This is a genomic window from Pandoraea morbifera (assembly GCF_902459575.1).
Taxonomy (GTDB): domain Bacteria; phylum Pseudomonadota; class Gammaproteobacteria; order Burkholderiales; family Burkholderiaceae; genus Pandoraea; species Pandoraea morbifera.
Genome location: NZ_CABPSD010000002.1, coordinates 170,673 through 192,892, shown reverse-complemented (window position 1 = coordinate 192,892; position 22,220 = coordinate 170,673). Strand labels below are relative to the sequence as shown.

18 protein-coding genes are annotated in these 22,220 nt (G+C 65.4%); 17 read left to right on the top strand and 1 reads right to left on the bottom strand.

Annotation, left to right across the window (positions count from 1 at the left end; translation table 11 throughout):
* The first annotated feature begins 163 nt into the window (after nucleotides 1-163).
* The 15 genes from PMO31116_RS04340 (at nucleotide 164) to PMO31116_RS04270 (ending at nucleotide 18,452) form a co-directional block, all read left to right on the top strand.
* Nucleotides 164-1,156, top strand: a complete 993-nt coding sequence (locus PMO31116_RS04340) for a Tim44 domain-containing protein (protein WP_150565645.1) — start codon at nucleotides 164-166, stop codon at nucleotides 1,154-1,156.
* Nucleotides 1,157-1,300: 144 nt separating this feature from the next.
* On the top strand, nucleotides 1,301-1,936 hold the full coding sequence (locus PMO31116_RS04335; protein WP_150565644.1) for a ubiquinone biosynthesis accessory factor UbiJ: 636 nt from the start codon (nucleotides 1,301-1,303) through the stop codon (nucleotides 1,934-1,936).
* Nucleotides 1,937-1,939: 3 nt separating this feature from the next.
* Complete coding sequence (gene ubiB / locus PMO31116_RS04330; RefSeq protein ID WP_150565643.1) at nucleotides 1,940-3,499, top strand: ubiquinone biosynthesis regulatory protein kinase UbiB; 1,560 nt, start codon at nucleotides 1,940-1,942, stop codon at nucleotides 3,497-3,499.
* A 22-nt stretch (nucleotides 3,500-3,521) separates the two neighbouring features.
* A complete protein-coding gene (locus PMO31116_RS04325) occupies nucleotides 3,522-4,274 on the top strand; it encodes a methyltransferase domain-containing protein (protein WP_150565642.1) in 753 nt (250 codons plus the stop codon).
* A gap of 427 nt (nucleotides 4,275-4,701) precedes the next feature.
* Nucleotides 4,702-6,147 (top strand): high affinity choline transporter 1, encoded by a 1,446-nt coding sequence (locus tag PMO31116_RS04320; protein WP_023597523.1) that lies wholly within the window; start codon nucleotides 4,702-4,704, stop codon nucleotides 6,145-6,147.
* Nucleotides 6,148-6,369: 222 nt separating this feature from the next.
* Nucleotides 6,370-6,714: an FmdB family zinc ribbon protein gene (locus PMO31116_RS04315; RefSeq protein WP_150565641.1), complete on the top strand. Its 345-nt coding sequence runs from the start codon at nucleotides 6,370-6,372 to the stop codon at nucleotides 6,712-6,714.
* Nucleotides 6,715-6,762: 48 nt separating this feature from the next.
* On the top strand, nucleotides 6,763-7,407 hold the full coding sequence (locus PMO31116_RS04310) for a DUF502 domain-containing protein (RefSeq protein WP_023597521.1): 645 nt from the start codon (nucleotides 6,763-6,765) through the stop codon (nucleotides 7,405-7,407).
* Between the two features lie 48 nt (nucleotides 7,408-7,455).
* Nucleotides 7,456-9,258 carry an aspartate--tRNA ligase gene (gene aspS / locus PMO31116_RS04305; protein ID WP_150565640.1) on the top strand — a complete coding sequence of 601 codons (1,803 nt, stop codon included), beginning with the start codon at nucleotides 7,456-7,458 and terminating at the stop codon, nucleotides 9,256-9,258.
* A 269-nt stretch (nucleotides 9,259-9,527) separates the two neighbouring features.
* The gene (nudB, locus tag PMO31116_RS04300) at nucleotides 9,528-9,992 is read left to right on the top strand and encodes a dihydroneopterin triphosphate diphosphatase (protein WP_150565639.1); all 465 of its coding nucleotides are present in this window, start codon (nucleotides 9,528-9,530) and stop codon (nucleotides 9,990-9,992) included.
* Between the two features lie 22 nt (nucleotides 9,993-10,014).
* Nucleotides 10,015-11,172, top strand: coding sequence for a cardiolipin synthase ClsB (gene clsB, locus PMO31116_RS04295; protein ID WP_150565638.1), 1,158 nt, complete (start codon nucleotides 10,015-10,017; stop codon nucleotides 11,170-11,172).
* A gap of 190 nt (nucleotides 11,173-11,362) precedes the next feature.
* Entirely contained in the window at nucleotides 11,363-11,956 is a 594-nt protein-coding gene (locus PMO31116_RS04290; RefSeq protein ID WP_150565637.1) for a TetR/AcrR family transcriptional regulator, read from the top strand.
* Nucleotides 11,957-12,004: 48 nt separating this feature from the next.
* The gene (locus tag PMO31116_RS04285; protein WP_023873135.1) at nucleotides 12,005-13,792 is read left to right on the top strand and encodes an acyl-CoA dehydrogenase C-terminal domain-containing protein; all 1,788 of its coding nucleotides are present in this window, start codon (nucleotides 12,005-12,007) and stop codon (nucleotides 13,790-13,792) included.
* Nucleotides 13,793-13,809: 17 nt separating this feature from the next.
* A complete protein-coding gene (locus tag PMO31116_RS04280; RefSeq protein WP_150565636.1) occupies nucleotides 13,810-16,254 on the top strand; it encodes a 3-hydroxyacyl-CoA dehydrogenase/enoyl-CoA hydratase family protein in 2,445 nt (814 codons plus the stop codon).
* 17 nt (nucleotides 16,255-16,271) lie between these two features.
* Nucleotides 16,272-17,471, top strand: coding sequence for an acetyl-CoA C-acyltransferase (locus tag PMO31116_RS04275; RefSeq protein WP_150565635.1), 1,200 nt, complete (start codon nucleotides 16,272-16,274; stop codon nucleotides 17,469-17,471).
* A 213-nt stretch (nucleotides 17,472-17,684) separates the two neighbouring features.
* A complete protein-coding gene (locus tag PMO31116_RS04270) occupies nucleotides 17,685-18,452 on the top strand; it encodes an enoyl-CoA hydratase (RefSeq protein WP_150565634.1) in 768 nt (255 codons plus the stop codon).
* A gap of 161 nt (nucleotides 18,453-18,613) precedes the next feature.
* Here PMO31116_RS04270 and PMO31116_RS04265 read toward each other — a convergent pair whose 3' ends face one another.
* Nucleotides 18,614-19,033 carry an acyl-CoA thioesterase gene (locus PMO31116_RS04265; protein ID WP_150565633.1) on the bottom strand — a complete coding sequence of 140 codons (420 nt, stop codon included), beginning with the start codon at nucleotides 19,031-19,033 and terminating at the stop codon, nucleotides 18,614-18,616.
* Between the two features lie 131 nt (nucleotides 19,034-19,164).
* On the opposite strand from PMO31116_RS04265, the gene PMO31116_RS04260 reads away from it, so the two are divergent.
* Together PMO31116_RS04260 and PMO31116_RS04255 are read left to right on the top strand one after the other, a co-directional pair.
* Nucleotides 19,165-21,069, top strand: a complete 1,905-nt coding sequence (locus PMO31116_RS04260; protein WP_150565632.1) for an ABCB family ABC transporter ATP-binding protein/permease — start codon at nucleotides 19,165-19,167, stop codon at nucleotides 21,067-21,069.
* Nucleotides 21,070-21,193: 124 nt separating this feature from the next.
* Nucleotides 21,194-22,150: a LysR family transcriptional regulator gene (locus PMO31116_RS04255; RefSeq protein ID WP_150565631.1), complete on the top strand. Its 957-nt coding sequence runs from the start codon at nucleotides 21,194-21,196 to the stop codon at nucleotides 22,148-22,150.
* Nucleotides 22,151-22,220: the final 70 nt, after the last annotated feature.

Here is a 22,220-nt window from a genome sequence, read left to right as displayed (position 1 = left end):
GAAGATTGCCGCACCGGGGCGCTTCGCTAATTTGTGACTAATTCTGCTGTGTCAGCATCCCCTCGAGCGTCCCCTGGTTTCGGTGCGCGAAATTGCGCTGAACCATTCGGGTAGACGCCTGTCAGTAGACAGCAACCGATAACTCCACGGAGAGACCAGAACGATGTTCCAGTTCCTGAAAAACAAGCTGTTGTTGGGCGTAGTGGCCGGCGTCATCGCGGTCGGCATGACGATCGCCGACGCTGATGCCAAACGCGTTGGCGGCGGCCGGAGCATCGGCAAGCAATCCAGCACCGTCACGCAACGTCAGGCGACTCCGCAGCAACCGGCACAGACGACCCCGGGTGCCGCGCCGAACCAGGCCGCGCCGGCGGCCGCCGGTGCGGGTGCCGCGGGTGCCGCCGCAGCCGCCAAGCCGGCCAACCGCTGGCTGGGCCCCATCGCCGGTCTGGCCGCCGGCCTCGGCATTGCCGCGCTGCTCTCGCACTTCGGCCTGGGCGGCGCCTTCGCCAGCATGATGGCCAATGTGATCGTGATCGCGCTGATCGCGTTTGCCGTGATCTGGCTGATCCGCCGTCTGCGCGGCAACAAGTCGCAGCAGCAGACGCCGGCCTACGCCGGCGCGGGCGCCGATGCGTCGAACGCCTCGAACACTTCGCTGCGCCAGTCGTGGGACAGCCAGCAAGCGCCGCAGGCGGGTTCGTCTTCGACCCAACCGTCGCTGTCGGCCGTGCCGGCCGCCGGGGCCATCGGGGCCGCCGCCGCCGCCGAGCCGTTTGGCGTGCCGGCCGGTTTCGATACCGAGGGCTTCCTGCGCAGCGCGAAGGTGTACTTCAACCGTCTGCAAGCCGCCTGGGACAAGGGCGATCAGGCCGACATCAACGAGTTCACCACGCCGCAGATGTTCGCGGAAATCAAGATGGATCTCGAAGAGCGCGGCAAGGCGAACAACCGTACGGATGTGGTCCAGCTGGACGCCGAGCTTCTCGGCATCGAGCAGACGGCCACCGAGTACATGGCGAGCGTTCGCTTCTCCGGTCTGATCCGTGAAGCCGAGGGCGCCCCGGCCGAGCCGTTCAACGAGGTCTGGAACCTGACCAAGCCGGTGACCGGCAGCGGCGGCTGGGTGCTCGCCGGGATTCAGCAGCTCAGCTAAGCTCGCGACGATTTTGGCGTAACCTGCCTTACAATGAGAGCCCGCGCACCACGCGGGCTCTTTTGTTTTTGCCGTCCGAACGTTTCATGCCGGGCGGCGTCTTTCGGTACGGCCGGTGTTCAGCGCCGGCCGGCCGCCAAGCTCATGACCGTAGCCGCCAAAGCCTTTGCCGCCACCGTGAACCACCTGCTTGCCCGCGAACCGTGGGCTCGCGAGCGTTTGCGTCATCACGTCGGCGCGTCTGCCCGGCTGGCGATGTCCGCGATCGACCTGCGCCTGCGCGTGGGCGAGGACGGCTATCTCGCCGCCGCCGAACCGGATCACGCCTGCGACGTCAGCATCTCGGTGCCGCCTGCGGCGCTGGCCGATTTCGCGGGCGGTGGACAGGCCGCCGTCATGCGTCACGTCAAGATCGAGGGCGACGCCGAGTTCGCCAACACCGTGTCCTATCTCGCACAACATCTGCGCTGGGAAGTCGCCGAAGACCTGAGCAAGGTGATTGGCGACGCCGCCGCGCACCGCGTGACAGAGACGGGCAAGGCGGCCGTGGCCGGGGCACGGCGTACCGGGGGCACGCTCGCACGCTCGCTCGCCGACTTTCTCGTGGAAGAGCGTCCGATGCTGGTGGCGCGACCGCGTCTGGACGCCATGCGCGCCGAGATCGGCATGCTGCGCGACGATCTCGCCCGGCTCGAGAAGCGCATCGAGAAGATCGAGCGCCTCAAGGGCGCGCGCGGGACCGCCGCGCCGTCGGCTTCGCGCACCAACGGAGGTCGCTGACCGATGCGTCTTCTGCGTCTGATCAAGATTTTCATCGTTTGCTATCGATATGGGCTCGATGAGCTCGTGCTCTCGAGCATTCCGCATCCGGTCACGCGCGCGCTGCTGCGCGTGGCGACGTTGGGCCGCTCAGGGCTCAAGGCGCCGCGCGGCGAGCGCTTGCGACTTGCCCTCGAATCGCTCGGCCCGATCTTCGTGAAGTTCGGCCAGGTGCTGTCGACGCGACGTGACCTGATGCCGCCCGACATTGCGCAGGAACTGGCGCGCCTGCAGGATCAGGTGCCGCCGTTCGATCCGGACGTGGCGCGCGCAAGCATCGAGAAGTCCCTGGGCCGCCCGCTCGAGGAAGTGTTCGTGGAGTTCGAGCGCACGCCGGTGGCGAGTGCATCGATCGCCCAGGTGCACTTCGCGCGCGTTCGCGAGGGCGAGCACGCCGGGAAGGAGGTTGCGGTCAAGGTGCTGCGTCCGAACATGCTCGGCGTGATCGACAGCGATCTGGCGCTCATGCGCGATCTCGCCGGCTGGGTGGAGCGACTGTGGCCCGACGGCAAGCGCCTCAAGCCGCGCGAGGTGGTCGCGGAGTTCGACAAGTACCTGCACGACGAACTCGACCTGATGCGCGAAGCCGCCAACGCCGCGCAGTTGCGCCGCAACTTCATCGACTCGGGCATGTTGATGGTGCCCGAGATCTACTGGGAGTTCAGTTCGAGCTCGGTGCTCGTGATGGAGCGCATGCGCGGCGTGCCCATCAGCCAGATCGAGGTGCTGCGTGATGCCGGCGTCGATCTGAAGAAGCTCGCGCGCGAGGGCGTGGAGATCTTCTTCACGCAGTTCCTGCGCGACGGCTTCTTCCACGCCGACATGCACCCGGGCAATATTCTCGTGAGCCTCGAGCCATCGACGCTGGGGCGCTACATCGCGCTCGATTGCGGCATCGTGGGCGCCTTGTCCGAATTCGACAAGAATTATCTCGCGCAGAACTTCCTGGCGTTCTTCCGACGCGACTATCACCGGGTGGCGTCGCTGCACCTGGAGTCCGGCTGGGTGCCGCCGGATACCCGCGTGGAGGAGCTCGAAGGCGCGATCCGTGCCGTTTGCGAGCCATATTTCGACCGCCCGCTCAAGGAAATCTCGCTCGGCCTGGTGCTCATGCGACTGTTCCAGACGTCGCGCCGCTTCAACGTGGAGATTCAGCCGCAACTCGTGCTGCTTCAGAAGACACTGCTCAATATCGAGGGGCTCGGGCGTCAGCTCGACCCGGATCTGGATCTCTGGAAGACGGCCAAACCGTTCCTCGAGCGCTGGATGGCCGAGCAGATCGGCCCGCGCGGCTGGCTCGAGCGCCTGAAGGCGGAAGCGCCCCAGTGGAGCAAGACGATGCCGCAGTTGCCGCGTTTGATCCATCAGGCGCTTGCGGCGCATGCCCGCCCACAGGACGACACGCTGCTGCTCGCCCTGTTACAGGAGCAACGTCGCACGAATCGCTTGCTGACGGGCGCCTTCTGCCTGGTCGGCGGCATCTCCATCGGAATACTGGCGGCATTCATCTGGCTCTACAGCTGAGCCGCCAGCCAAGGAGTCGAACATGTCCGTCTTCCCGTCGTGGTCCCCCAAGGTCTGGCCGCTGCACGCACCGCGCGATGGCGACGGCCCGGAGAGGGCCGGCAAGGGCGGGGCGGATCGCGCGGGGGCCGCGACTGGCAAGGGCGAAACGCGTGCGCGGGACAGTGGCGCGCCGGCAGCACCCGCCTTCGCCCATCGCGATCCATCGAGTGCCGCGTTCTGGGACGAGCGGTTCGCCAACGCGTTCATGCCGTGGGATGCCGCCGGCGTGCCTCGTGGACTGCGGGAGTTCGCGGCGCAGGCAGTGGCGCCGTGCGCCACGCTGATTCCCGGGTGCGGTGCGGCTTACGAGCCCGCCTGGCTCGACGCACAGGGCTGGCCGGTGCGTGCCATCGACTTCTCGCCGGTTGCCGTCGAGTCGGCCAGGGCGCAACTCGGCCCGCGGGCCGCGCTCGTCGAGCAAGCCGACTTTTTCACCTATACGCCCCCATTCGCGCCCGACGTGATCTACGAACGGGCGTTTCTCTGCGCATTGCCGCGCCGCCTCTGGCCGGACTACGCCCACCGGATGGCGCAGTTGCTGGCGCCGGGGGCGTGTCTGGTCGGATACTTCTTTCTGCGCGAGACGCCGAAAGGCCCGCCGTTCGGCATCGCGCCCGAAGCCCTCGATGCACTGCTGGGTCGGGATTTCGTCTGCGAAGCGAAGCGGCTCGTGGACGACTCCGTACCGGTCTTCGCCGGCGCCGAATACTGGATGGTCTGGCGCCGCCGCTGACGCCGCCACGCCAGCGCACCGCGAATGACGCATGGCGGTGCGCGAGAGCGGGGAGGAGAGCGGGGACGAGAGCGGAGAGGAGGGCATGGCCGCTGTTGGGCGTCATCTGCGCCCAACGCCATCTTAGCCACTAGGTATTTCCCGATATTTGCCACGATGACCCGCGGGAATTGTGATTTTTTCCCCGCGCGTCTTCACCGCCGCTATAATCGGCCGAAAATTTTTCGCCAGGTGGCAAAACGGGCGCCCCCGAGTGCTGAATCGCATCAGCCCCGTCATGCACCGACCTGATTTTCTGTTGCCCGGAAGGCTGCGGCCCATGGCAAGGTATCGTTAGCGCGCGGGCGGCCACATGCGGCCGGATCATGCCCCGGCGCGGCGCTGTCTGCCGGGAGCTGTCGCCCTGGGGCTTGGCTGGGGCCGCGTTATGCTGATTTGGTTTGTCATTCTGTACTGGGTCATCTCGGTGGCCATCGGGCTGCTGGCCGCCCTCAAGGTCCGCAACACCAAGGATTTCACCGTCGCCGGCCGTCGCCTGCCTTATGGCATGGTCATCGCCGTGGTGTTCGCCACCTGGTTCGGCTCGGAAGCGGTGCTCGGCATTCCGGCCACGTTCCTCGGCGAGGGATTGCGCGGCGTGGTCTCGGACCCGTTCGGCTCGTCGATGTGCCTGGTGCTCGTGGGCATGTTCTTCGCCCGAAAGCTGTATCGCATGAACCTCATGACGATCGGCGACTTCTACAAGCTCAAATACAACCGCACGGTCGAGGTGGTGACGAGCATCGCCATCGTGATCTCGTACCTCGGCTGGGTCGGTGCGCAGATCAAGGCGCTCGGCCTGGTGTTCCATACGGTATCGGGCGGTGCCATGTCGGAACCCACCGGCATGATCATCGGCGCCATCTCGGTGCTGGCCTACACGCTGCTGGGCGGCATGATCTCGGTGGCCGTGACCGACTTCATCCAGATGATCATCATCGTCGTGGGGCTGATCTACATCGCGGTCGTCGTTTCGGGCATGGTGCCGGGCGGCGCGAGCGCCGTGATCGCCCACGCCTCGGAAGCGGGCAAGTTCGTGTTCCTGCCGGAGATGAACCCCGCCGACGTGCTCGCGTTCATCGCGGCGGGCATCACCATGATGTTCGGCTCGATACCGCAGCAGGACGTATTCCAGCGCGTGATGTCGTCGAAGTCCGAAAACGTCGCGGTAGCCGGTTCGGTGACCGGCGGCGTGCTGTACTTCTTCTTCACGTTCATCCCCATTTTCCTGGCCTACTCCGCGCTGCTGATCGCGCCGTCGATGGTGCAGAAGTACATCGGCACCGATCCGCAGCAGATCCTGCCGCAGTTGGTACTCACCAGCGTGCCGATCGTGGCGCAGGTGATGTTCTTCGGTGCGCTGCTGTCGGCCATCAAGAGTTGCGCGTCCGCCACGCTGCTCGCCCCGTCGGTGACGTTCGCGGAGAACATCGTGCGCCCGATGCTCAAGGGCCGGATCGACGACAAGCACCTGCTGCGCCTGATGCGTATCGTCGTGCTTTGCTTCACGGCGCTCGTGCTGGTGTACGCGCTCAATTCGACCGCGTCGATCTTCCAGATGGTGGAAAGCGCCTACAAGGTCACGCTCGTGTGCTGCTTCGTGCCGCTGGCCTTCGGTGTCTACTGGAAGCGTTCGAGCTCGCTGGGCGGCACGTTGTCCGTGTTCGGCGGGCTGATCGTGTGGCTCGCCTGTGAAGCGTTTGCCCCGGACGCGATGGTGCCGCCGCAACTGGCCGGCCTGATCGCCTCGATTGCAGGCATGGTCGTCGGTTCGTTGCTGCAACCGGCCTCGGCGCGTCGGCAGCCGCCGGAACAGCAGATCTCGACGATCTGACCGATCGGACGCCCGCGGGGCCGCGGCATCGCCCGCAGGCCCCACGACTTCCCGGGACGGCCGGGCTCGTGCCACCGGGCGGGACGGTCGCACGCGAGGCGGAGCGCGCCGCCTCTTGATCTTGGCCCGGTGCGGCCCCATATATCTGCGGACTCATCCCGAAAGCCTTGTGAAGCGGTTATAATTCAAGGCTTTGCGCGCCTTTTTCCGTCAGAAAGAATCATGCCAATCTATGCCTATCGTTGCGAAACATGCGGTTTCGCCAAGGATGTGCTGCAAAAAATGAGCGATGCACCGCTCACCCAGTGCCCGGAATGCGGCAAGGACTCGTTTCGCAAGCAGGTGACGGCGGCCGGGTTCCAGCTCAAGGGCTCGGGATGGTATGTGACCGATTTCCGTGGCGGATCGGGCGGCGCCAGCGCCCCGGCTTCGGGTGCGCCGTCGTCGGCTTCATCCGCTTCGTCGTCCCCGGCGGCCGCGTCGGGCGAGAGCGGTGCGTCGTCGTCTTCGGGCGGCGAATCGTCGAGCGCCCCGGCTGCCTGCGGTGGCGGCTGCGCCTGCCACTGATTCGAACCCGCCGCTGACACCCCCCGGCCCACATTCACGAGTCCTGCCATGAGCGTCAAAAAACCCGCGTTGAAGACGATTTTCCTGACCGGCCTGCTCGTGCTGGTGCCGCTGGCCATCACCCTTTGGGTGCTCGGGCTGATCATCGGCACGATGGACCAGACCCTGCTGTTGCTGCCGGACGAGTGGCAGCCCTCGCGCCTCATCGGCATGCGGGTGCCGGGCTTCGGGGTGGTGGTCACGCTGGCATTCGTGTTCGTCGTCGGCCTTCTGGCGCATAATTTCATTGGCCAGAAGCTGGTCGGCTGGTGGGAAGCCATTCTGACGCGCATTCCCGTGGTCGGACCGCTGTACGGCAGCGTCAAGCAGGTGTCCGATACATTGCTCTCGAGCAACGGCAATGCGTTTCGCAAGGCGTTGCTCGTGCGGTATCCGCACGCGGATTCCTGGACCATCGCCTTCCTGACCGGCGCGCCGGGCGGCGATGTCGTCAATCACTTGCAGGGCGAGTACGTGAGCGTCTATGTCCCGACGACGCCGAACCCGACGTCGGGCTTCTTCCTGATGATGCGGGCGAGCGACGTGATCGAGCTCGACATGACGGTCGACGCCGCCCTCAAGTACATCGTATCGATGGGCGTGGTGGCGCCCGCCCACAACCCGCGCCAGCAACGTCCCGGTCCGCTCCTGTGAGCCACCGGGATCCGTCGGCGTCATATTTTTGAAAATCGGAACAGCAAAATGTCCATGCGTACCTCCTACTGCGGTCTGGTGACCGAGCAACAACTGGGCCAAACGGTCAAGCTTTGTGGCTGGGTCAATCGCCGCCGTGATCACGGCGGGGTCATCTTCATCGACCTGCGCGATCGCGAAGGTCTGGTGCAGGTCGTGTGCGATCCGGACCGCGCGGAGATGTTCAAGGCCGCCGAAGGCCTGCGCAACGAGTTCTGCGTGCAGATCACGGGCCTGGTGCGCAGCCGTCCGGCCGGCACCGAGAACGCCAACCTCACGAGCGGCAAGATCGAAGTGCTGTGCCATGAACTGCAGGTGCTCAACGCCTCGGTCACGCCCCCGTTCCAGCTCGACGACGAAAACCTCTCGGAAACCACGCGCCTCACGCATCGCGTGCTGGACCTTCGCCGTCCGCAAATGCAGTACAACCTGCGCCTGCGCTACAAGGTGGCGATGGAAGTGCGCAAGTATCTCGACGCGCAGGGTTTCATCGACATCGAAACGCCGATGCTCACCAAGAGCACCCCGGAAGGCGCCCGCGACTATCTGGTGCCCTCGCGCGTGAACGCCGGCCAGTTCTTTGCACTGCCGCAGTCGCCGCAGCTCTTCAAGCAGTTGCTGATGGTGGCCGGCTTCGACCGCTACTACCAGATCACCAAGTGCTTCCGCGACGAGGACCTGCGCGCCGACCGTCAGCCGGAGTTCACCCAGATCGACTGCGAGACCTCGTTCCTCTCGGAGCAGGAAATCCGCGATCTGTTCGAGAACATGATCCGTCACGTGTTCAAGGAAGCGATCGGCGTCGAGCTCGACGCCAAGGTTCCCGTCATGGAGTACTCGGAAGCGATGCGGCGCTTCGGTTCGGACAAGCCGGACCTGCGCGTGAAGCTTGAATTCACCGAGCTGACCGACGTGATGGGCGACGTCGACTTCAAGGTGTTCTCGGTGCCGGCCACGACCGAGGGCGGCCGCGTGGTCGCCTTGCGCGTGCCGGGCGGTGCCGAGATCTCGCGCAGCGAAATCGACGCGTACACGGAATTCGTGAAGATCTATGGCGCGAAGGGCCTGGCCTGGATCAAGGTCAACGAAGTGGCCAAGGGCCGCGACGGTCTGCAAAGCCCGATCGTGAAGAACCTGCACGACGCCGCCATTGCCTCGATTCTCGAGCGCACCGGTGCACAGGACGGCGACATCATCTTCTTCGGCGCGGACAAGGCAAAGGTCGTCAACGACGGCATCGGCGCACTGCGTCTTAAGATCGGCCACTCGGAGTTCGGCAAGAGCCACGGTCTGTTCGAAGCCGGCTGGCGCCCGCTGTGGGTCGTCGACTTCCCGATGTTCGAGTACGACGAGGACGACGCCCGCTGGGTCGCCTGCCACCACCCGTTCACGAGTCCGAAGGACGAGCACATCGACTACCTCGAGACCGACCCGGGCAAGTGCCTGGCGAAGGCCTACGACATGGTGCTCAACGGCTGGGAAATCGGCGGCGGTTCGGTCCGTATCTTCCAGGAAGACGTGCAAAGCAAGGTGTTCCGTGCGCTCAAGCTCGGTGAGGAAGAAGCCCGTGCGAAGTTCGGCTTCCTGCTCGACGCGCTCCAGTACGGCGCGCCCCCGCACGGCGGTATCGCGTTCGGCCTGGACCGCATCATCACGATGATGGCCGGCGCTGATTCGATCCGCGACGTGATCGCCTTCCCGAAGACGCAACGCGCGCAGGATCTGCTCACGCAAGCACCGTCGCCGGTCGACGAGCGTCAACTGCGCGAACTGCACATCCGTCTGCGCCAGCCGGAAGCGCCGAAGGCCTGACGCCTCCACCGGGGCCGTCCACCGGCCCCGTGCAATGTTTCGAGCCCCCTCTGCTGTCAAGGCGAGGGGGTTTTGCTTTTTTGCCTGGTGCCGATGCGGGCATCGAGACGCATCGGGCGGGGTGCGCCCGCAAGTGCCCGGACGGTCGGACGGTTCCCCGGTCGCGGCCAACCGATGAGCGCTTTGTCCGTATCGCAATGTCGCGCGTGCCCTATACAATGCATCATCGGCGCCGGCCGTCGGCGCTGCCATCGACAACCGAAGCCTGCATGAAGCCCTTCAAGATTCCCGAATCGGTCCTCGTCGTGATCTACACGCCGGCGCTCGACGTCCTGCTCATCGAGCGCGCCGACGCCGAGAATTTCTGGCAGTCGGTCACCGGCAGCAAGGACCGGCTCGACGAACCGCTTTTCGAGACGGCCGCGCGCGAAGTCTTCGAGGAGACAGGCATTCGCGTGGCGAACGGTACAGCGGTTCCCGAAGACGCGCTGATCGATTGGCAGCACGAGATCCAGTACAACATCTATCCGCGATGGGCCCATCGGTACGCCCCTGGCGTCACGCGCAATACGGAGCACTGGTTTGGCCTGTGCGTGCCCGAGAACACGCCCGTGACGCTTGCGCCGCGTGAGCATGTGGCCTATGCGTGGCTGCCGTGGGAGGAGGCCGCCGCGCGGTGTTTCTCGCCATCGAACGGCGACGCCATCCGGCAATTGCCGCAGCGCGTGCGCTAGCCTCACACGCTGCGTCGCGCCAATGAGCAAGTATCTGCCGTTCTCCCGCGATAACGATCTGACGCTGCTCTATCTCGGTCAGAACTACTTCACCGCACTGGTCGACGCGATCGACAAGGCCACGCGCGATGTCGCGCTCGAGACCTACATCTTCGAGGCAGACGAGGCGGGACAAAACGTTTCGGCGGCGTTGCAACGCGCGGCGCAGCGTGGCGTGAATGTGCGCGTAATTACCGATGGCGTGGGCACGAGCCGACGTCTGCCTTGCTTCGCCGAGTGGCGCGAAGCCGGCGTACAGCACCGCATCTACAACCCCAGCCTGTTCGGCAAGTTCGGCTTTTCGCGCACGCATCGCAAGCTAGCCGTCGTCGATCATGAGGTGGCGTTCGTCGGCGGCATCAACATCATCGACGACTACAACGGCGGTGGTGGTCTTCGCATGGAGCATCCGCGCTGGGACTTTGCCGTGCAATGCCGCGGCCCCCTCGTGGCCGAGGTCGGCATTGCGTTTCACATCCAGTGGATGCGCCTCGCGCCAGGGTATCTCGGCACGCCGTTCCGGCATCGGCGCCGGGGGCAGCGAGGGCGCCTTCACGCCCCCTACGCGGGACAGGCGGCTTTCGTCGCGCGCGACAACCTGCACAATCGCCGCGCGGTCGAGAGGGCCTATCTGCGCGCCCTGGGGCGCGCCCGTCACGAGGTCTGGCTGGCGAACCCGTATTTCGTGCCGGGACGGCGACTGCGCCGCGCGCTCTCGAAAGCGGCAGCGCGCGGCGTGGCCGTGCATTTGCTCATCGGCCGCAAGGAGTTCCGCCTGCTCGACGCCGCCGTGCCATGGCTTTACGCGAAGCTGCTCGACGCCGGTGTGCACATCGGCGAGTACGACCTGCGCCAACTGCACGGCAAGGTAGCGGTCGTCGACGATGTCTGGGCGACGGTCGGCTCCTCGAATCTCGACGCGCTTTCCCTGTTCGTGAACCACGAAGCCAATGTCGTCGTGCTGGACGACCCGCTGGTGATCCAGCTGCGCGACCATATCCGGCGCGCGTTCGGCGATGCTCGCCGCATCGATCCCGATCGCTACGGCGGACGCTCGCGCTGGCGGCGCCTGCGCCAATGGGCCGCCTACCGGCTCTATCGCCTCGTGATGAAGCTGCTGACACGCGGCAAGTACGACTGATTCCACACCGCCGCCCGCGCTCGCGGGGCCGGGTGCCTCATCGCCGGATGCCTCGCCCGGCAACGATACCGATTAGGTATTCCGATCTAATAAATTCCTTGTTCGCCCATGGTCGTCCCTCAATAATAGGACGGCCGTTCGATTTTTTGGTTAGCATCGGAGAACGGATAACCAAAGCGATGCCATACACATGCGAAAGGGTGAACAGACACGTGCCGCCATCCTGAATGCCGCGCTGGAACTGGCGGGGCGGGATGGACTCGAGGGGCTGACGATCGGCTTGCTGGCCGATCGGATGCAAATGAGCAAGAGCGGCGTTTTCGCGCATTTCGGTTCGCGCGAGGACCTGCAGATCGAGGTGCTGATGGAATACCACAGGCGCTTCGAGGCCGAGGTGTTCGCACCGAGCATGGAAGCGCCGCGCGGTCTTCCGCGACTCAGGGCGCTGGTGGACCGCTGGATGGACAAGCGTATTCGCGAAGTCACGACGGGCTGCATCTACATCAGTGGCGCCGTCGAGTACGACGACCGTGCGGCCAGTCCGGTGCGCGAAGCCTTGGTGAAGAGCGTGCGGCTGTGGCGTGCCGCCTTGCTGCGCGCGATCACGCAAGCGAAGGAGGAGGGGCATCTGCGTGCGGACACCGATCCGCGACTGATGCTCTTCGAAATGTACAGCCTGACACTCGGCCTGCATCACGACGCGCGCTTCCTCCGGGAACCCGGCGCCGTCGAGATGACCCGGGTGGCACTGGAAAAACTGATTTCGTCTTATCAGCGCGGGTAAGGCGCGAGCCGTCCGCGATTCGAGTCGATTTGTTCGGAGGAGTAGGTCATGGGACAGTACAACGCGCCGCTGCGCGACATGCAATTCGTTCTGCACGAACTGCTGGGCGTGGAAAACGAATTGAAGGCAATGCCCAAGCATGCGGACATCGATGCCGACACCATCAACCAGGTGCTCGAGGAGGCCGGCAAGTTCTGTAGCGAAGTGGTCTTCCCCCTGAATCAGGTGGGCGATCGCGAAGGGTGCAAGTACGAAGGCGACGGCGTGGTCACCACGCCGACCGGCTTCAAGCAGGCCTACCAACAATACGTCGAGGCCGGCTGGCCCGCGCTGGCGTGCGATCCCGAATTCGGCGGCCAGGGGCTGCCGCAGGTCGTGAACAACGCCCTGTACGAAATGCTCAACTCCGCCAACCAGGCCTGGACGATGTATCCGGGGCTGTCGCATGGCGCCTACGAATGCCTGCATGCGCACGGCACTCCCGAACAGCAGGCCACCTATCTGCCGAAGATCGTGTCGGGCGAGTGGACCGGCACGATGTGCCTGACCGAGCCGCACTGCGGCACCGACCTGGGCATGCTGCGCACGAAGGCCGAGCCCAACGGCGACGGTTCGTACGCGATCTCGGGCACCAAGATCTTCATCTCGGCGGGCGAGCACGACATGGCCGCCAATATCGTCCACCTCGTGCTGGCGCGCCTGCCGGATGCGCCCCCGGGCACCAAGGGCATTTCGCTGTTCGTCGTGCCGAAGTTCATCCCTGACGCCCACGGCGCTCCGGGCGAGCGCAACGGCATCAAGTGCGGATCCATCGAACACAAGATGGGCATTCACGGCAACGCGACCTGCGTGATGAACCTCGACGGCGCCAGGGGCTGGCTCGTGGGCGAACCGAACAAGGGCCTGAACGCCATGTTCGTGATGATGAACGCCGCGCGTCAGGGCGTGGGCATGCAAGGCCTCGGTCTGACCGAAGTTGCCTACCAGAACTCGCTGGTGTATGCGAAAGAGCGTATCCAGATGCGCTCGCTCACCGGTCCGAAGGCGCCGGACAAGCCGGCCGACCCGATCATCGTGCATCCGGACGTGCGTCGCATGCTGCTCACGCAGAAGGCCTACGTCGAGGGCGGTCGCGCCTTCTCGTACTGGACTGCACTTCACATCGACAAGGAACTCTCGCACGGCGACGAAGCGGAGCGCAAGGAAGCCGCCGACCTGGTCGCATTGCTCACGCCGATCATCAAGGCATTCCTCACGGACAACGCCTTCGAGTGCACGAACCACGCTCTGCAGATCTACGGCGGGCATGGCTTCATTTCCGAGTGGGGCATGGAGCAGTACGTGCGCGACGCGCGTATCAACATGATCTATGAGGGCACCAATTCGATTCAGGCCCTGGACCTGCTCGGTCGCAAGGTTCTCGGCGACATGGGCGCCAAGCTCAAGAAGTTCGGCAAGCTCGTGCAGGATTTCGTCGAAGCCGAAGGCACGAAGGAAGAGATGCAGGAGTTCGTCAATCCGCTCGCGGATATCGGCGACAAGGTGCAGAAGCTGACGATGGAAATCGGCATGAAGGCGATGGCGAATCCGGATGAAGTCGGCGCCGCGTCGGTGCCGTACCAGCGCGTGGTCGGTCACCTCGTGTTTGCGTACTTCTGGGCCCGCATGGCGCGCATTGCGCTGGACAAGCAAGGCAGCGGCGACAAGTTCTACGCATCGAAGCTCGCCACCGCGCGTTTCTACTTCGCCAAGCTGCTGCCCGAGACCGCGTCGCAAATTCGCATGGCCCGTGCCGGCGCGAAGACGCTGATGGACATCGACGTCGACCTGTTCTGAGAGCGGAGGAGATCACCGTGAGTCAAACCAACAAACCCCTGGTCGTGCGCAAGGTCGCCGTGCTCGGCGCCGGCGTGATGGGCGCGCAGATTGCCGCGCACCTCGTCAACGCGAAAGTGCCTGTCGTGCTGTTCGACCTGCCAGCCAAGGAAGGCCCGAAGAACGGCATCGTCACGCGTGCCATCGACGGCCTGAAGAAGCTGAGCCCGGCGCCATTCGCCGACAAGGCGGACGCGCAGTACATCGAAGTCGCCAACTATGAGGACGATCTCGAGAAGCTGGCGAGCTGCGACGTGGTGATCGAGGCGATCGCCGAGCGCATGGACTGGAAGCACGATCTGTACAAGAAGGTCGCGCCGCACCTGGCAAAGCACGCCATTTTCGCGTCGAACACGTCGGGCCTGTCGATCACCGAACTCTCGGAAGGCTTCGACGCCGATCTGAAGGCGCGCTTCTGCGGCGTGCACTTCTTCAATCCGCCGCGCTACATGCATCTGGTCGAGCTGATCCCGACCGCCACGACCGAACCCGCGATCCTCGACCAGCTCGAAACGTTCCTCACGTCCACGCTCGGCAAGGGGGTGGTGCGCGCGAAGGACACACCGAACTTCATCGCTAACCGCGTGGGCGTGTTTTCGATTCTCGCGGTGTTCGCCGAAGCGCAGAAGTACGGCATTGCCTTCGACGTCGTCGACGACCTCACGGGCAGCAAGCTCGGCCGCGCCAAGTCCGCCACGTTCCGTACGGCCGACGTGGTCGGTCTGGACACCATGGCGCACGTCATCAAGACGATGCAGGACGGCCTCAAGGACGATCCGTTCGCGCCGGTGTACGCCACGCCGCCGGTGCTCAAGGCGCTGGTGGAGAAGGGCGCGCTCGGCCAGAAGTCCGGCGCCGGCTTCTACCGGAAGGAAGGCAAGGCCATCAAGGTGCTCGATCCGCAATCGGGCGAATATGTGGAGTCCGGCAAGAAGGCCGACGAGATGGTCGTGCGCATCCTGAAGAAGGCGCCTGCCGAACGCTTGCGCCTGTTGCGCGAATCGTCCCATCCCCAGGCGCAATTCCTGTGGGCGGTGTTCCGCGACGTGTTCCACTACATCGGCGTGTATCTCGAGCAGATCGCCGACAACGCTCGCGACGTGGACTTCGCGATTCGCTGGGGCTTCGGCTGGACCACCGGTCCGTTCGAGGACTGGCAGGCCGCCGGGTGGCAGGACATCGCGCAGTGGGTGCAGGAAGATATCGACGCGGGCAAGGCCCTGTCGAGCGCGCCGCTGCCCAAGTGGGTCACGAGCGGCAAGGTGGCCGAGGCCGGTGGTGTCCATACGGCGGACGGTTCGTACAACCCGGCCAAGGACGCCTTCGTGCCGCGCAGCACGCTGCCGGTGTATGAGCGCCAGGTATTCCCGGCCTCGCTCGTGGGCGACGCCAGCGCCGATCCGCGCAAGTTCGGCAGGACCATCGAGGAGAACGACGCGGTGCGCCTGTGGGTCGACGAGACGCCGGGCCAGGACGATGTGCTCATCGTCTCGTTCAAGACCAAGATGAATACCATCGGGCCGGCTGTCATCGACGGTCTGACACGCGCAATCGATCTCGCCGAGCAGCAGTATCGCGGTGTCGTCGTGTGGCAGCCCACGTCGCTCAAGCTCGGCGCGCCGGGCGGTCCGTTCTCCGCCGGCGCCGATCTGGAGGCCGCCATGCCGGCGTTCATGATGGGCGGCGCGAAGGGCATCGAGCCTTTCATCAAGAAATTCCAGGACGGCATGATGCGCGTGAAGTATGCGCAGGTGCCGGTCGTCTCGGCCGTCTCGGGCATTGCGCTGGGTGGCGGCTGCGAACTGCTGCTCCACAGCGCCCGGCGCGTGGCGGCGCTCGAGAGCTACATCGGGCTGGTCGAAGTCGGCGTGGGTCTCGTGCCCGGCGGCGGCGGTCTGAAGGAAGCGGCGATTCGCGCGGCCGAGGCCGCCACTGCCGCGGGCAGCCTGCAGTACCTGCAGTTCGTGACCAAGTCGTTCACCAACGCGGCCATGGCGAAAGTCTCGGCCTCGGCGCTCGACGCGCGCGACATGGGCTACCTGAAGCCGTCGGACACGATCGTCTACAACGTGCACGAACTGCTCTCGGTTGCCCGCAACGAAGCGCGTGCGCTCGCGATCTCCGGCTACCGCCCGCCGCTCAAGCCGGCGGGCATTCCGGTTGCCGGCCGCTCGGGCATCTCGACGATCAAGGCCTCGCTCGTGAACATGCGCGACGGCAACTTCATCTCGGCGCACGACTTCCTGATTGCCTCACGCATTGCCGAGGCCGTGTGCGGCGGCGACGTGGAAGCCGGCAGCCTCGTGAACGAAGAATGGCTGCTCGCACTCGAGCGTCGCGCCTTCATCGAACTGCTGGGCACGTCGAAGACCCAGGAACGCATCATGGGCATGCTGCAAACCGGCAAGCCGGTGCGCAACTAAGCCGATCGGAGACTGACATGAGCAAACAACTGCAAGACGCCTATATCGTTGCCGCCACGCGCGCGCCGATCGGCAAGGCGCCCAAGGGCAGCTACAAAAATACCCGTCCGGACGACCTGCTCGCGACCATCCTCAAGAGCACGCTCGCCCAGGTGCCGGATCTCGATCCGAAGGTGATCGAGGACGCCATCATCGGCTGCGCGATTCCCGAAGCCCAGCAGGGGCTGAACGTGGCGCGTATCGGTGCGCTGCTCTCCGGGCTGCCGAACACGGTGGGCGGTGTGACCGTCAACCGCTTCTGCGCCTCGGGCCTGACGGCGCTGGCCATGGCCGCCGACCGTATTCGCGTGGGCGAGGCCGACGCCATGATCGCCGGGGGCATCGAGAGCATGAGCATGGTGCCGATGATGGGCAATACGCCGTCGCTCTCGCCGTCGATTTTCGAGCGCGACGAGAATGTGGGCATCGCCTACGGTATGGGGCTCACGGCGGAGAAGGTCGCGCAGCAGTGGGGCGTGACGCGCGAGGCGCAGGACGCCTTCGCGCTGGCGTCGCACCAGAAGGCCATCCAGGCCCAGCAGGCCGGCGAATTTACCCAGGAAATCACGCCGATCGAGATCGTCGAGCGCTTCCCGAACCTGGCGACGGGCGAAGTGGCGGTCAAGACGCGCACGCTCTCGCTTGACGAGGGCCCGCGCCCGGACACGTCGCTCGAAGGCCTCGCCAAGCTTCGCCCGGTGTTCGCCAACAAGGGCTCGGTCACGGCCGGCAACAGCTCGCAGACGTCGGACGGCGCAGGTGCGCTGCTTGTCGTGAGCGAGAAGATGCTCAAGCAGTTCAACCTCACGCCGCTCGCGCGCTTCGTCTCGTTCGCCGTTCGCGGCGTGCCGCCCGAAATCATGGGCATCGGCCCGAAGGAAGCGATTCCCGCGGCGCTGCGTGCCGCCGGCCTGTCTCAGCAGGACATGGACTGGATCGAACTCAACGAAGCGTTTGCCGCGCAGGCACTGGCTGTCATCAAGGATCTGGATCTGGATACGAGCAAGGTCAATCCGATGGGCGGCGCCATCGCGCTGGGGCACCCGCTGGGCGCCACCGGCGCGATTCGCGCCGCGACCGTGGTGCATGCGCTGCGTCGTCACAACCTGAAGTACGGCATGGTGACGATGTGCGTGGGCACGGGCATGGGCGCCGCGGGGATTCTCGAGCGCATGTAATCGGGTGGGCCGCCGCTCGCGCGGGGGCGAGTCCGTCGCCGGCGATCGGCAGGTCGCCGACAGGGCCCCTCGCCGGATCGACGTCGGCTCGCGGCGCCGGGGTGCGGGTTCGCGGGCGCGCGGCCGCACCCCGGCGTTTTTGACGACGGCGGGGCAGCGGATGACGTCCCGGCGCTTCGGCCCGGCGGCCTGCAACCCAAGGAGACAGACGAGATGGAAGACGTATTGGTGCAGCGTCAGGGCGCCGTGCAGGTGCTGAGCTTCAATCGCGCTCACAAGAAGAACGCGATCACGGCCGCGATGTACGCCCAACTGGCCGAGGGCATCCTGGCGGCGGAAGCCGATCCGACATTGCGCGTGATCCTCATCCAGGGGCACCCCGAGGCCTTCTCGGCGGGCAATGATCTCGAGGACTTCCTGAAGCATCCCCCGACGGACGGCGAGGCCCCTGTCTTCCGGTTCCTTTACGCCATCAGCGAGGCAACCAAGCCGATCGTCGCCGCCGTGTCCGGCAATGCCGTGGGCGTGGGCACGACGATGCTCCTGCACTGCGACGTGGTCTACGCGGCCGAGACAGCGCGGTTTTCGTTGCCGTTTTCGCAACTGGCGCTCTGTCCGGAAGCGGCGTCGAGCTGGTTGCTGCCGCGCGTGGCGGGCTACCAGCGCGCCGCGGAGAAGCTGCTTTTCGGCGAACCGTTCGACGTGAACGAGGCCGTGGCGATGGGCTTCGTCAATCGCGTGGTGCCCGCGGCGGAGCTCCAGGAATTCGCCGCCAGGCGCGCCGCACAACTGGCCGCCATGCCGGCGGGATCGCTGCGCGTGACGAAGCAACTGATGAAGGGCGACAGCGCGCGCGACGTCAGGGAGCGCATCGGCGAAGAAGCCCTGGAGTTCGGCAAGCGCCTGGTGTCGCCGGAAGCCCGCGAAGCCTTCACCGCGTTCTTCGAGAAGCGCAAACCGGATTTCACGCAGTTTTCGTAAGGCACGCATTGCCGGGGCGTCCGCCCGGCAATGTGCGAACGCCGCACGTTCCGTTGCCCGGGGCGTGCGGCGCTTCTTTGCGGGAGCGGCGCTCGCGCCGTGCACGCGAACGGCCGGCATGCGACCGTCCGCCGCCGGACGACCGCGATGCGGCGTGGCGCTCAGCTCGCGGTATCGAGCTTCGGCAACTGTCGGGGACGGCGGTCTTCGTCGGTTGCCACGTACGTGACCATCGCCTCGGTGACTTTCACGATCTCGTGCGACAGGCGCATGCGCTGCGCGTAGGCCTCGACGTAGACGGTGATCGACGTGTTGCCTGTCTTCACGATGGTGGCGTAAAAGCTGAGGAGGTCGCCCACGAACACGGGTTCCTTGAACAGGAACGAGTTGACGGCAATCGTCGCCACGCGGCCGTTGGCCCGCTGCGCGGCAGGGATCGAACCGGCGATGTCGACCTGAGACATGATCCAGCCGCCGAACACGTCGCCATGGGCGTTCGCGTCGGCGGGCATCGGCATGACGCGCAAAGCCAGTTCTTTTTCGTCGGGCAGCGCCGTGAGAGCGGGGGTGGGGGTACTCATGAGATTCCTTGCGTGAGCCGGTGAGACTGCCCGGCGTCGGCTCAGCATGAGACGCCGGGTTCTGCGAAAATACGTCATCAACGATTCTAGCGGAAAGCCCTCGCGCGAGCCGGACGCCGCCCCACGCCACCATGAGACGTTTCACTCCGGCCGAGCCCGCGCCGGCGGCTGCCAATGCACCCCGGTCGCCGCGCGGCGACTGGCAGGTCATCAAATCGCTGTTGCCCTACCTGCTCGAATTCCGCGGGCGGGTCACCCTGGCCTTGTCGTGCCTGATCCTGGCCAAGGTGGCGAACCTTGGCGTGCCGATCATCATGAAACACATCGTCGACGCGCTCGGCCCGGTGGCCACGCTGTCGAGCACCGCGCGTGCCGCGAACGATCCCAGTCTCATCGTGGTGGGCGGGCTCGGGCTGCTCGTGGTCGCGTACGGCCTGGTACGCCTGTCCACGTCGCTTTTCACCGAACTTCGGGAAATCCTGTTCTCCAAGGTCACGGAAAGCGCCGTGCGGCAGATCGCGCTCAGGGTGTTTCGTCATCTTCATGCGTTGTCGCTGCGCTTTCACCTGGAGCGTCAGACGGGCGGCATGAGCCGCGACATCGAGCGGGGGACGCGGGGCATCCAGTCGATGATCTCGTATTCGCTCTACAGCATTCTGCCCACGCTCATCGAAGTGGCGCTCGTGCTCGGCTTCTTTGTCGTGCGCTACGACGCGTTCTACGCCATCGTCACGCTCGTCGCGCTCGCCTGCTACATCGTCTTCACGGTGAAGGTGACGGAGTGGCGTACGCACTTTCGCCGCACGATGAACGAGCTCGACTCGAAAGCCAATGCGCGCGCGATCGACTCGCTCATCAACTACGAGACGGTGAAGTATTTCGGCAACGAGGCGTTCGAGACGCAGCGCTACGACGAGAACCTCCGACGCTATCGCGCGGCGGCGATCCGGTCGCAGAATTCGCTCTCGGTGCTGAACTTCGGTCAGCAGGTGATCATCGCTACCGGGTTGATCCTGATCCTCTGGCATGCCACGCGCGGCGTGATGAACGGCACGATGACGCTCGGCGATCTGGTGCTCGTCAACACGTTCATGCTGCAGCTCTACATTCCGCTGAATTTCCTCGGCGTGATCTACCGGGAACTCAAGCAGGCAATGACGGACATGGATCGCATGTTCACGCTGCTCGACGTCAATCGCGAAGTGGCCGATCCGCCCGGCGCCCAACCGCTCGTGTGCCAGGGCGGCCGGGTGCGTTTCGAGCACGTGAATTTCGGCTATGAAGCGTCACGCCAGATTCTTCACGACGTGGACTTCAGCATCGCGGCGGGCACGACCACCGCAGTCGTCGGCCATAGCGGCTCGGGCAAATCGACGCTCTCGCGCCTGCTGTTCCGCTTCTATGACGTCGGCTTTCCGGGCGCGTCGGCCGGACGCATCACCATCGACGGCCAGGACATTCGCGAAGTCACGCAGGATTCGCTGCGCGCGGCGATCGGCATCGTGCCGCAGGACACGGTGCTGTTCAACGACACCATTTACTACAACATCGCGTACGGCAATCCGTCCGCATCGCGCGAGCAGGTGATCGCGGCCGCGCGCGCCGCGCACATTCACGATTTCATCGAAAGCCTGCCCGCCGGTTACGAGTCGATGGTCGGCGAGCGCGGCCTGAAGCTCTCCGGCGGGGAAAAGCAGCGCGTGGCGATCGCGCGGACCATCCTCAAGAATCCACACATCCTGATTTTCGACGAGGCGACGTCGGCGCTGGACTCACGCTCCGAGCAGGCGATCCAGTCAGAGCTGCGCAATATCGCGCGCTCGCGCACCACGCTCGTGATCGCCCACCGACTCTCGACGGTGGTGCACGCCGCGCAAATCATCGTGCTCGACAAGGGACGCATCGTGGAGCGCGGCACGCACGACGAACTGCTGCGCGCCGAGGGACTCTACGCTCAGATGTGGGCATTGCAGCAGCAACGGCGCGGTGACGAGGGGGATGCCGAGGCGTCTCACTTCGCTACGGTCGTGTCGTAGGTCGACTCGCTCGGCGAGGATGTCGCTGCCGGGCCGTGCCAGGCGCGGCGGGGAGCGACCGCTGTGCGCCGGGTGCGCGATTGAGTAGACTAGCGCGCTGGGATGGCAGCCGCGGGAGCGCCGCATGGAAATCAAATGGCTCGAGGACTTCGTGTCGCTCGCCAAGACGAACAGTTTCAGCCGTTCGGCCGAGTTGCGTCACGTGACGCAGCCGGCGTTTTCGCGTCGCATCCAGTCGCTCGAGGCGTGGCTCGGCAGCGAACTGATCGACCGTTCGAGCTATCCCACGCGGCTCACCCCCGCTGGCGAAGTCTTCTACGAGCAGGCGCTGGCGCTGCTCTCTCAGGCACAGGAGGCGCGGGCGCTGCTGCGCGAGCAGCGCTCCGCCGATCACTCGGTGCTCGATTTCGCCGTGCCGCACACGCTGTCCATGACGTTCTTCCCGCGTTGGCTCAAGACGCTGGAAAAGCGGCTCGGCCTGCTGCGCAGCCGCTTGCGCGCCCTCAATGTCCACGATGCGGCCATGTCGCTCACCGACGGTGGCTGCGATCTGCTGATGTGCTACTACCATCCGAGCCAGCCGCTGCAACTCGACGCGGCGCGCTACGAGATGATCGTGCTCGGCAGCGAGCGCTTCAGCCCCTACAGCGCGCCCACGCCGCAAAAGCGCGCCCGTTTCAGGCTGCCCGGCACGCGCGAGGCGCAGGTGCCCTACCTGGCCTACACGTCGAACGCCTATCTCGGGCGCATGGCCGATCTGCTGGCGGGCGACCCGTCCAGCGGCCTGCATCTGGACAAGGTCTACGAGACGGACATGGCCGAAGCGCTCAAGGCGATGGTGCTCGCGGGGCACGGCGTGGCGTTTCTGCCGGAGAGCGCCGTGGTCGACTCCGTGGCGCGCGGCGAACTTATCGATCTCGCGCCGCCGGGCAAGGCGGCCGCCCCGTGGCACCTGGACATGGAAATCCGGCTTTACCGAGACCGGCTCGCCAATGCGGATGCCGGCAACCGTCGCGAGCGGGCCAAGCGTGATGCCGTCGAGGCGTTCTGGCAGGCGGTGCGGGATCAGTGCAACGGGTAGACGTCGCCGCCCGGCAGGGTGGATGACAAAACTATGCACGATTTGCATAGATGCATGTTTATTCGGCATT

Coding starts and splice junctions, on each gene's coding strand:
- PMO31116_RS04335 (WP_150565644.1), top strand. CDS start 1,301: ATGACCGTAGCCGCCAAAGCCTTTGCCGCCACCGTGAACCACCTGCTT.
- PMO31116_RS04275 (WP_150565635.1), top strand. CDS start 16,272: ATGAGCAAACAACTGCAAGACGCCTATATCGTTGCCGCCACGCGCGCG.
- clsB (WP_150565638.1), top strand. CDS start 10,015: ATGAGCAAGTATCTGCCGTTCTCCCGCGATAACGATCTGACGCTGCTC.
- PMO31116_RS04290 (WP_150565637.1), top strand. CDS start 11,363: ATGCGAAAGGGTGAACAGACACGTGCCGCCATCCTGAATGCCGCGCTG.
- PMO31116_RS04310 (WP_023597521.1), top strand. CDS start 6,763: ATGAGCGTCAAAAAACCCGCGTTGAAGACGATTTTCCTGACCGGCCTG.
- PMO31116_RS04265 (WP_150565633.1), bottom strand. CDS start 19,033: ATGAGTACCCCCACCCCCGCTCTCACGGCGCTGCCCGACGAAAAAGAA.
- PMO31116_RS04340 (WP_150565645.1), top strand. CDS start 164: ATGTTCCAGTTCCTGAAAAACAAGCTGTTGTTGGGCGTAGTGGCCGGC.
- PMO31116_RS04270 (WP_150565634.1), top strand. CDS start 17,685: ATGGAAGACGTATTGGTGCAGCGTCAGGGCGCCGTGCAGGTGCTGAGC.
- PMO31116_RS04315 (WP_150565641.1), top strand. CDS start 6,370: ATGCCAATCTATGCCTATCGTTGCGAAACATGCGGTTTCGCCAAGGAT.
- PMO31116_RS04255 (WP_150565631.1), top strand. CDS start 21,194: ATGGAAATCAAATGGCTCGAGGACTTCGTGTCGCTCGCCAAGACGAAC.
- PMO31116_RS04260 (WP_150565632.1), top strand. CDS start 19,165: ATGAGACGTTTCACTCCGGCCGAGCCCGCGCCGGCGGCTGCCAATGCA.
- PMO31116_RS04325 (WP_150565642.1), top strand. CDS start 3,522: ATGTCCGTCTTCCCGTCGTGGTCCCCCAAGGTCTGGCCGCTGCACGCA.
- nudB (WP_150565639.1), top strand. CDS start 9,528: ATGAAGCCCTTCAAGATTCCCGAATCGGTCCTCGTCGTGATCTACACG.
- PMO31116_RS04320 (WP_023597523.1), top strand. CDS start 4,702: ATGCTGATTTGGTTTGTCATTCTGTACTGGGTCATCTCGGTGGCCATC.
- aspS (WP_150565640.1), top strand. CDS start 7,456: ATGTCCATGCGTACCTCCTACTGCGGTCTGGTGACCGAGCAACAACTG.
- ubiB (WP_150565643.1), top strand. CDS start 1,940: ATGCGTCTTCTGCGTCTGATCAAGATTTTCATCGTTTGCTATCGATAT.
- PMO31116_RS04285 (WP_023873135.1), top strand. CDS start 12,005: ATGGGACAGTACAACGCGCCGCTGCGCGACATGCAATTCGTTCTGCAC.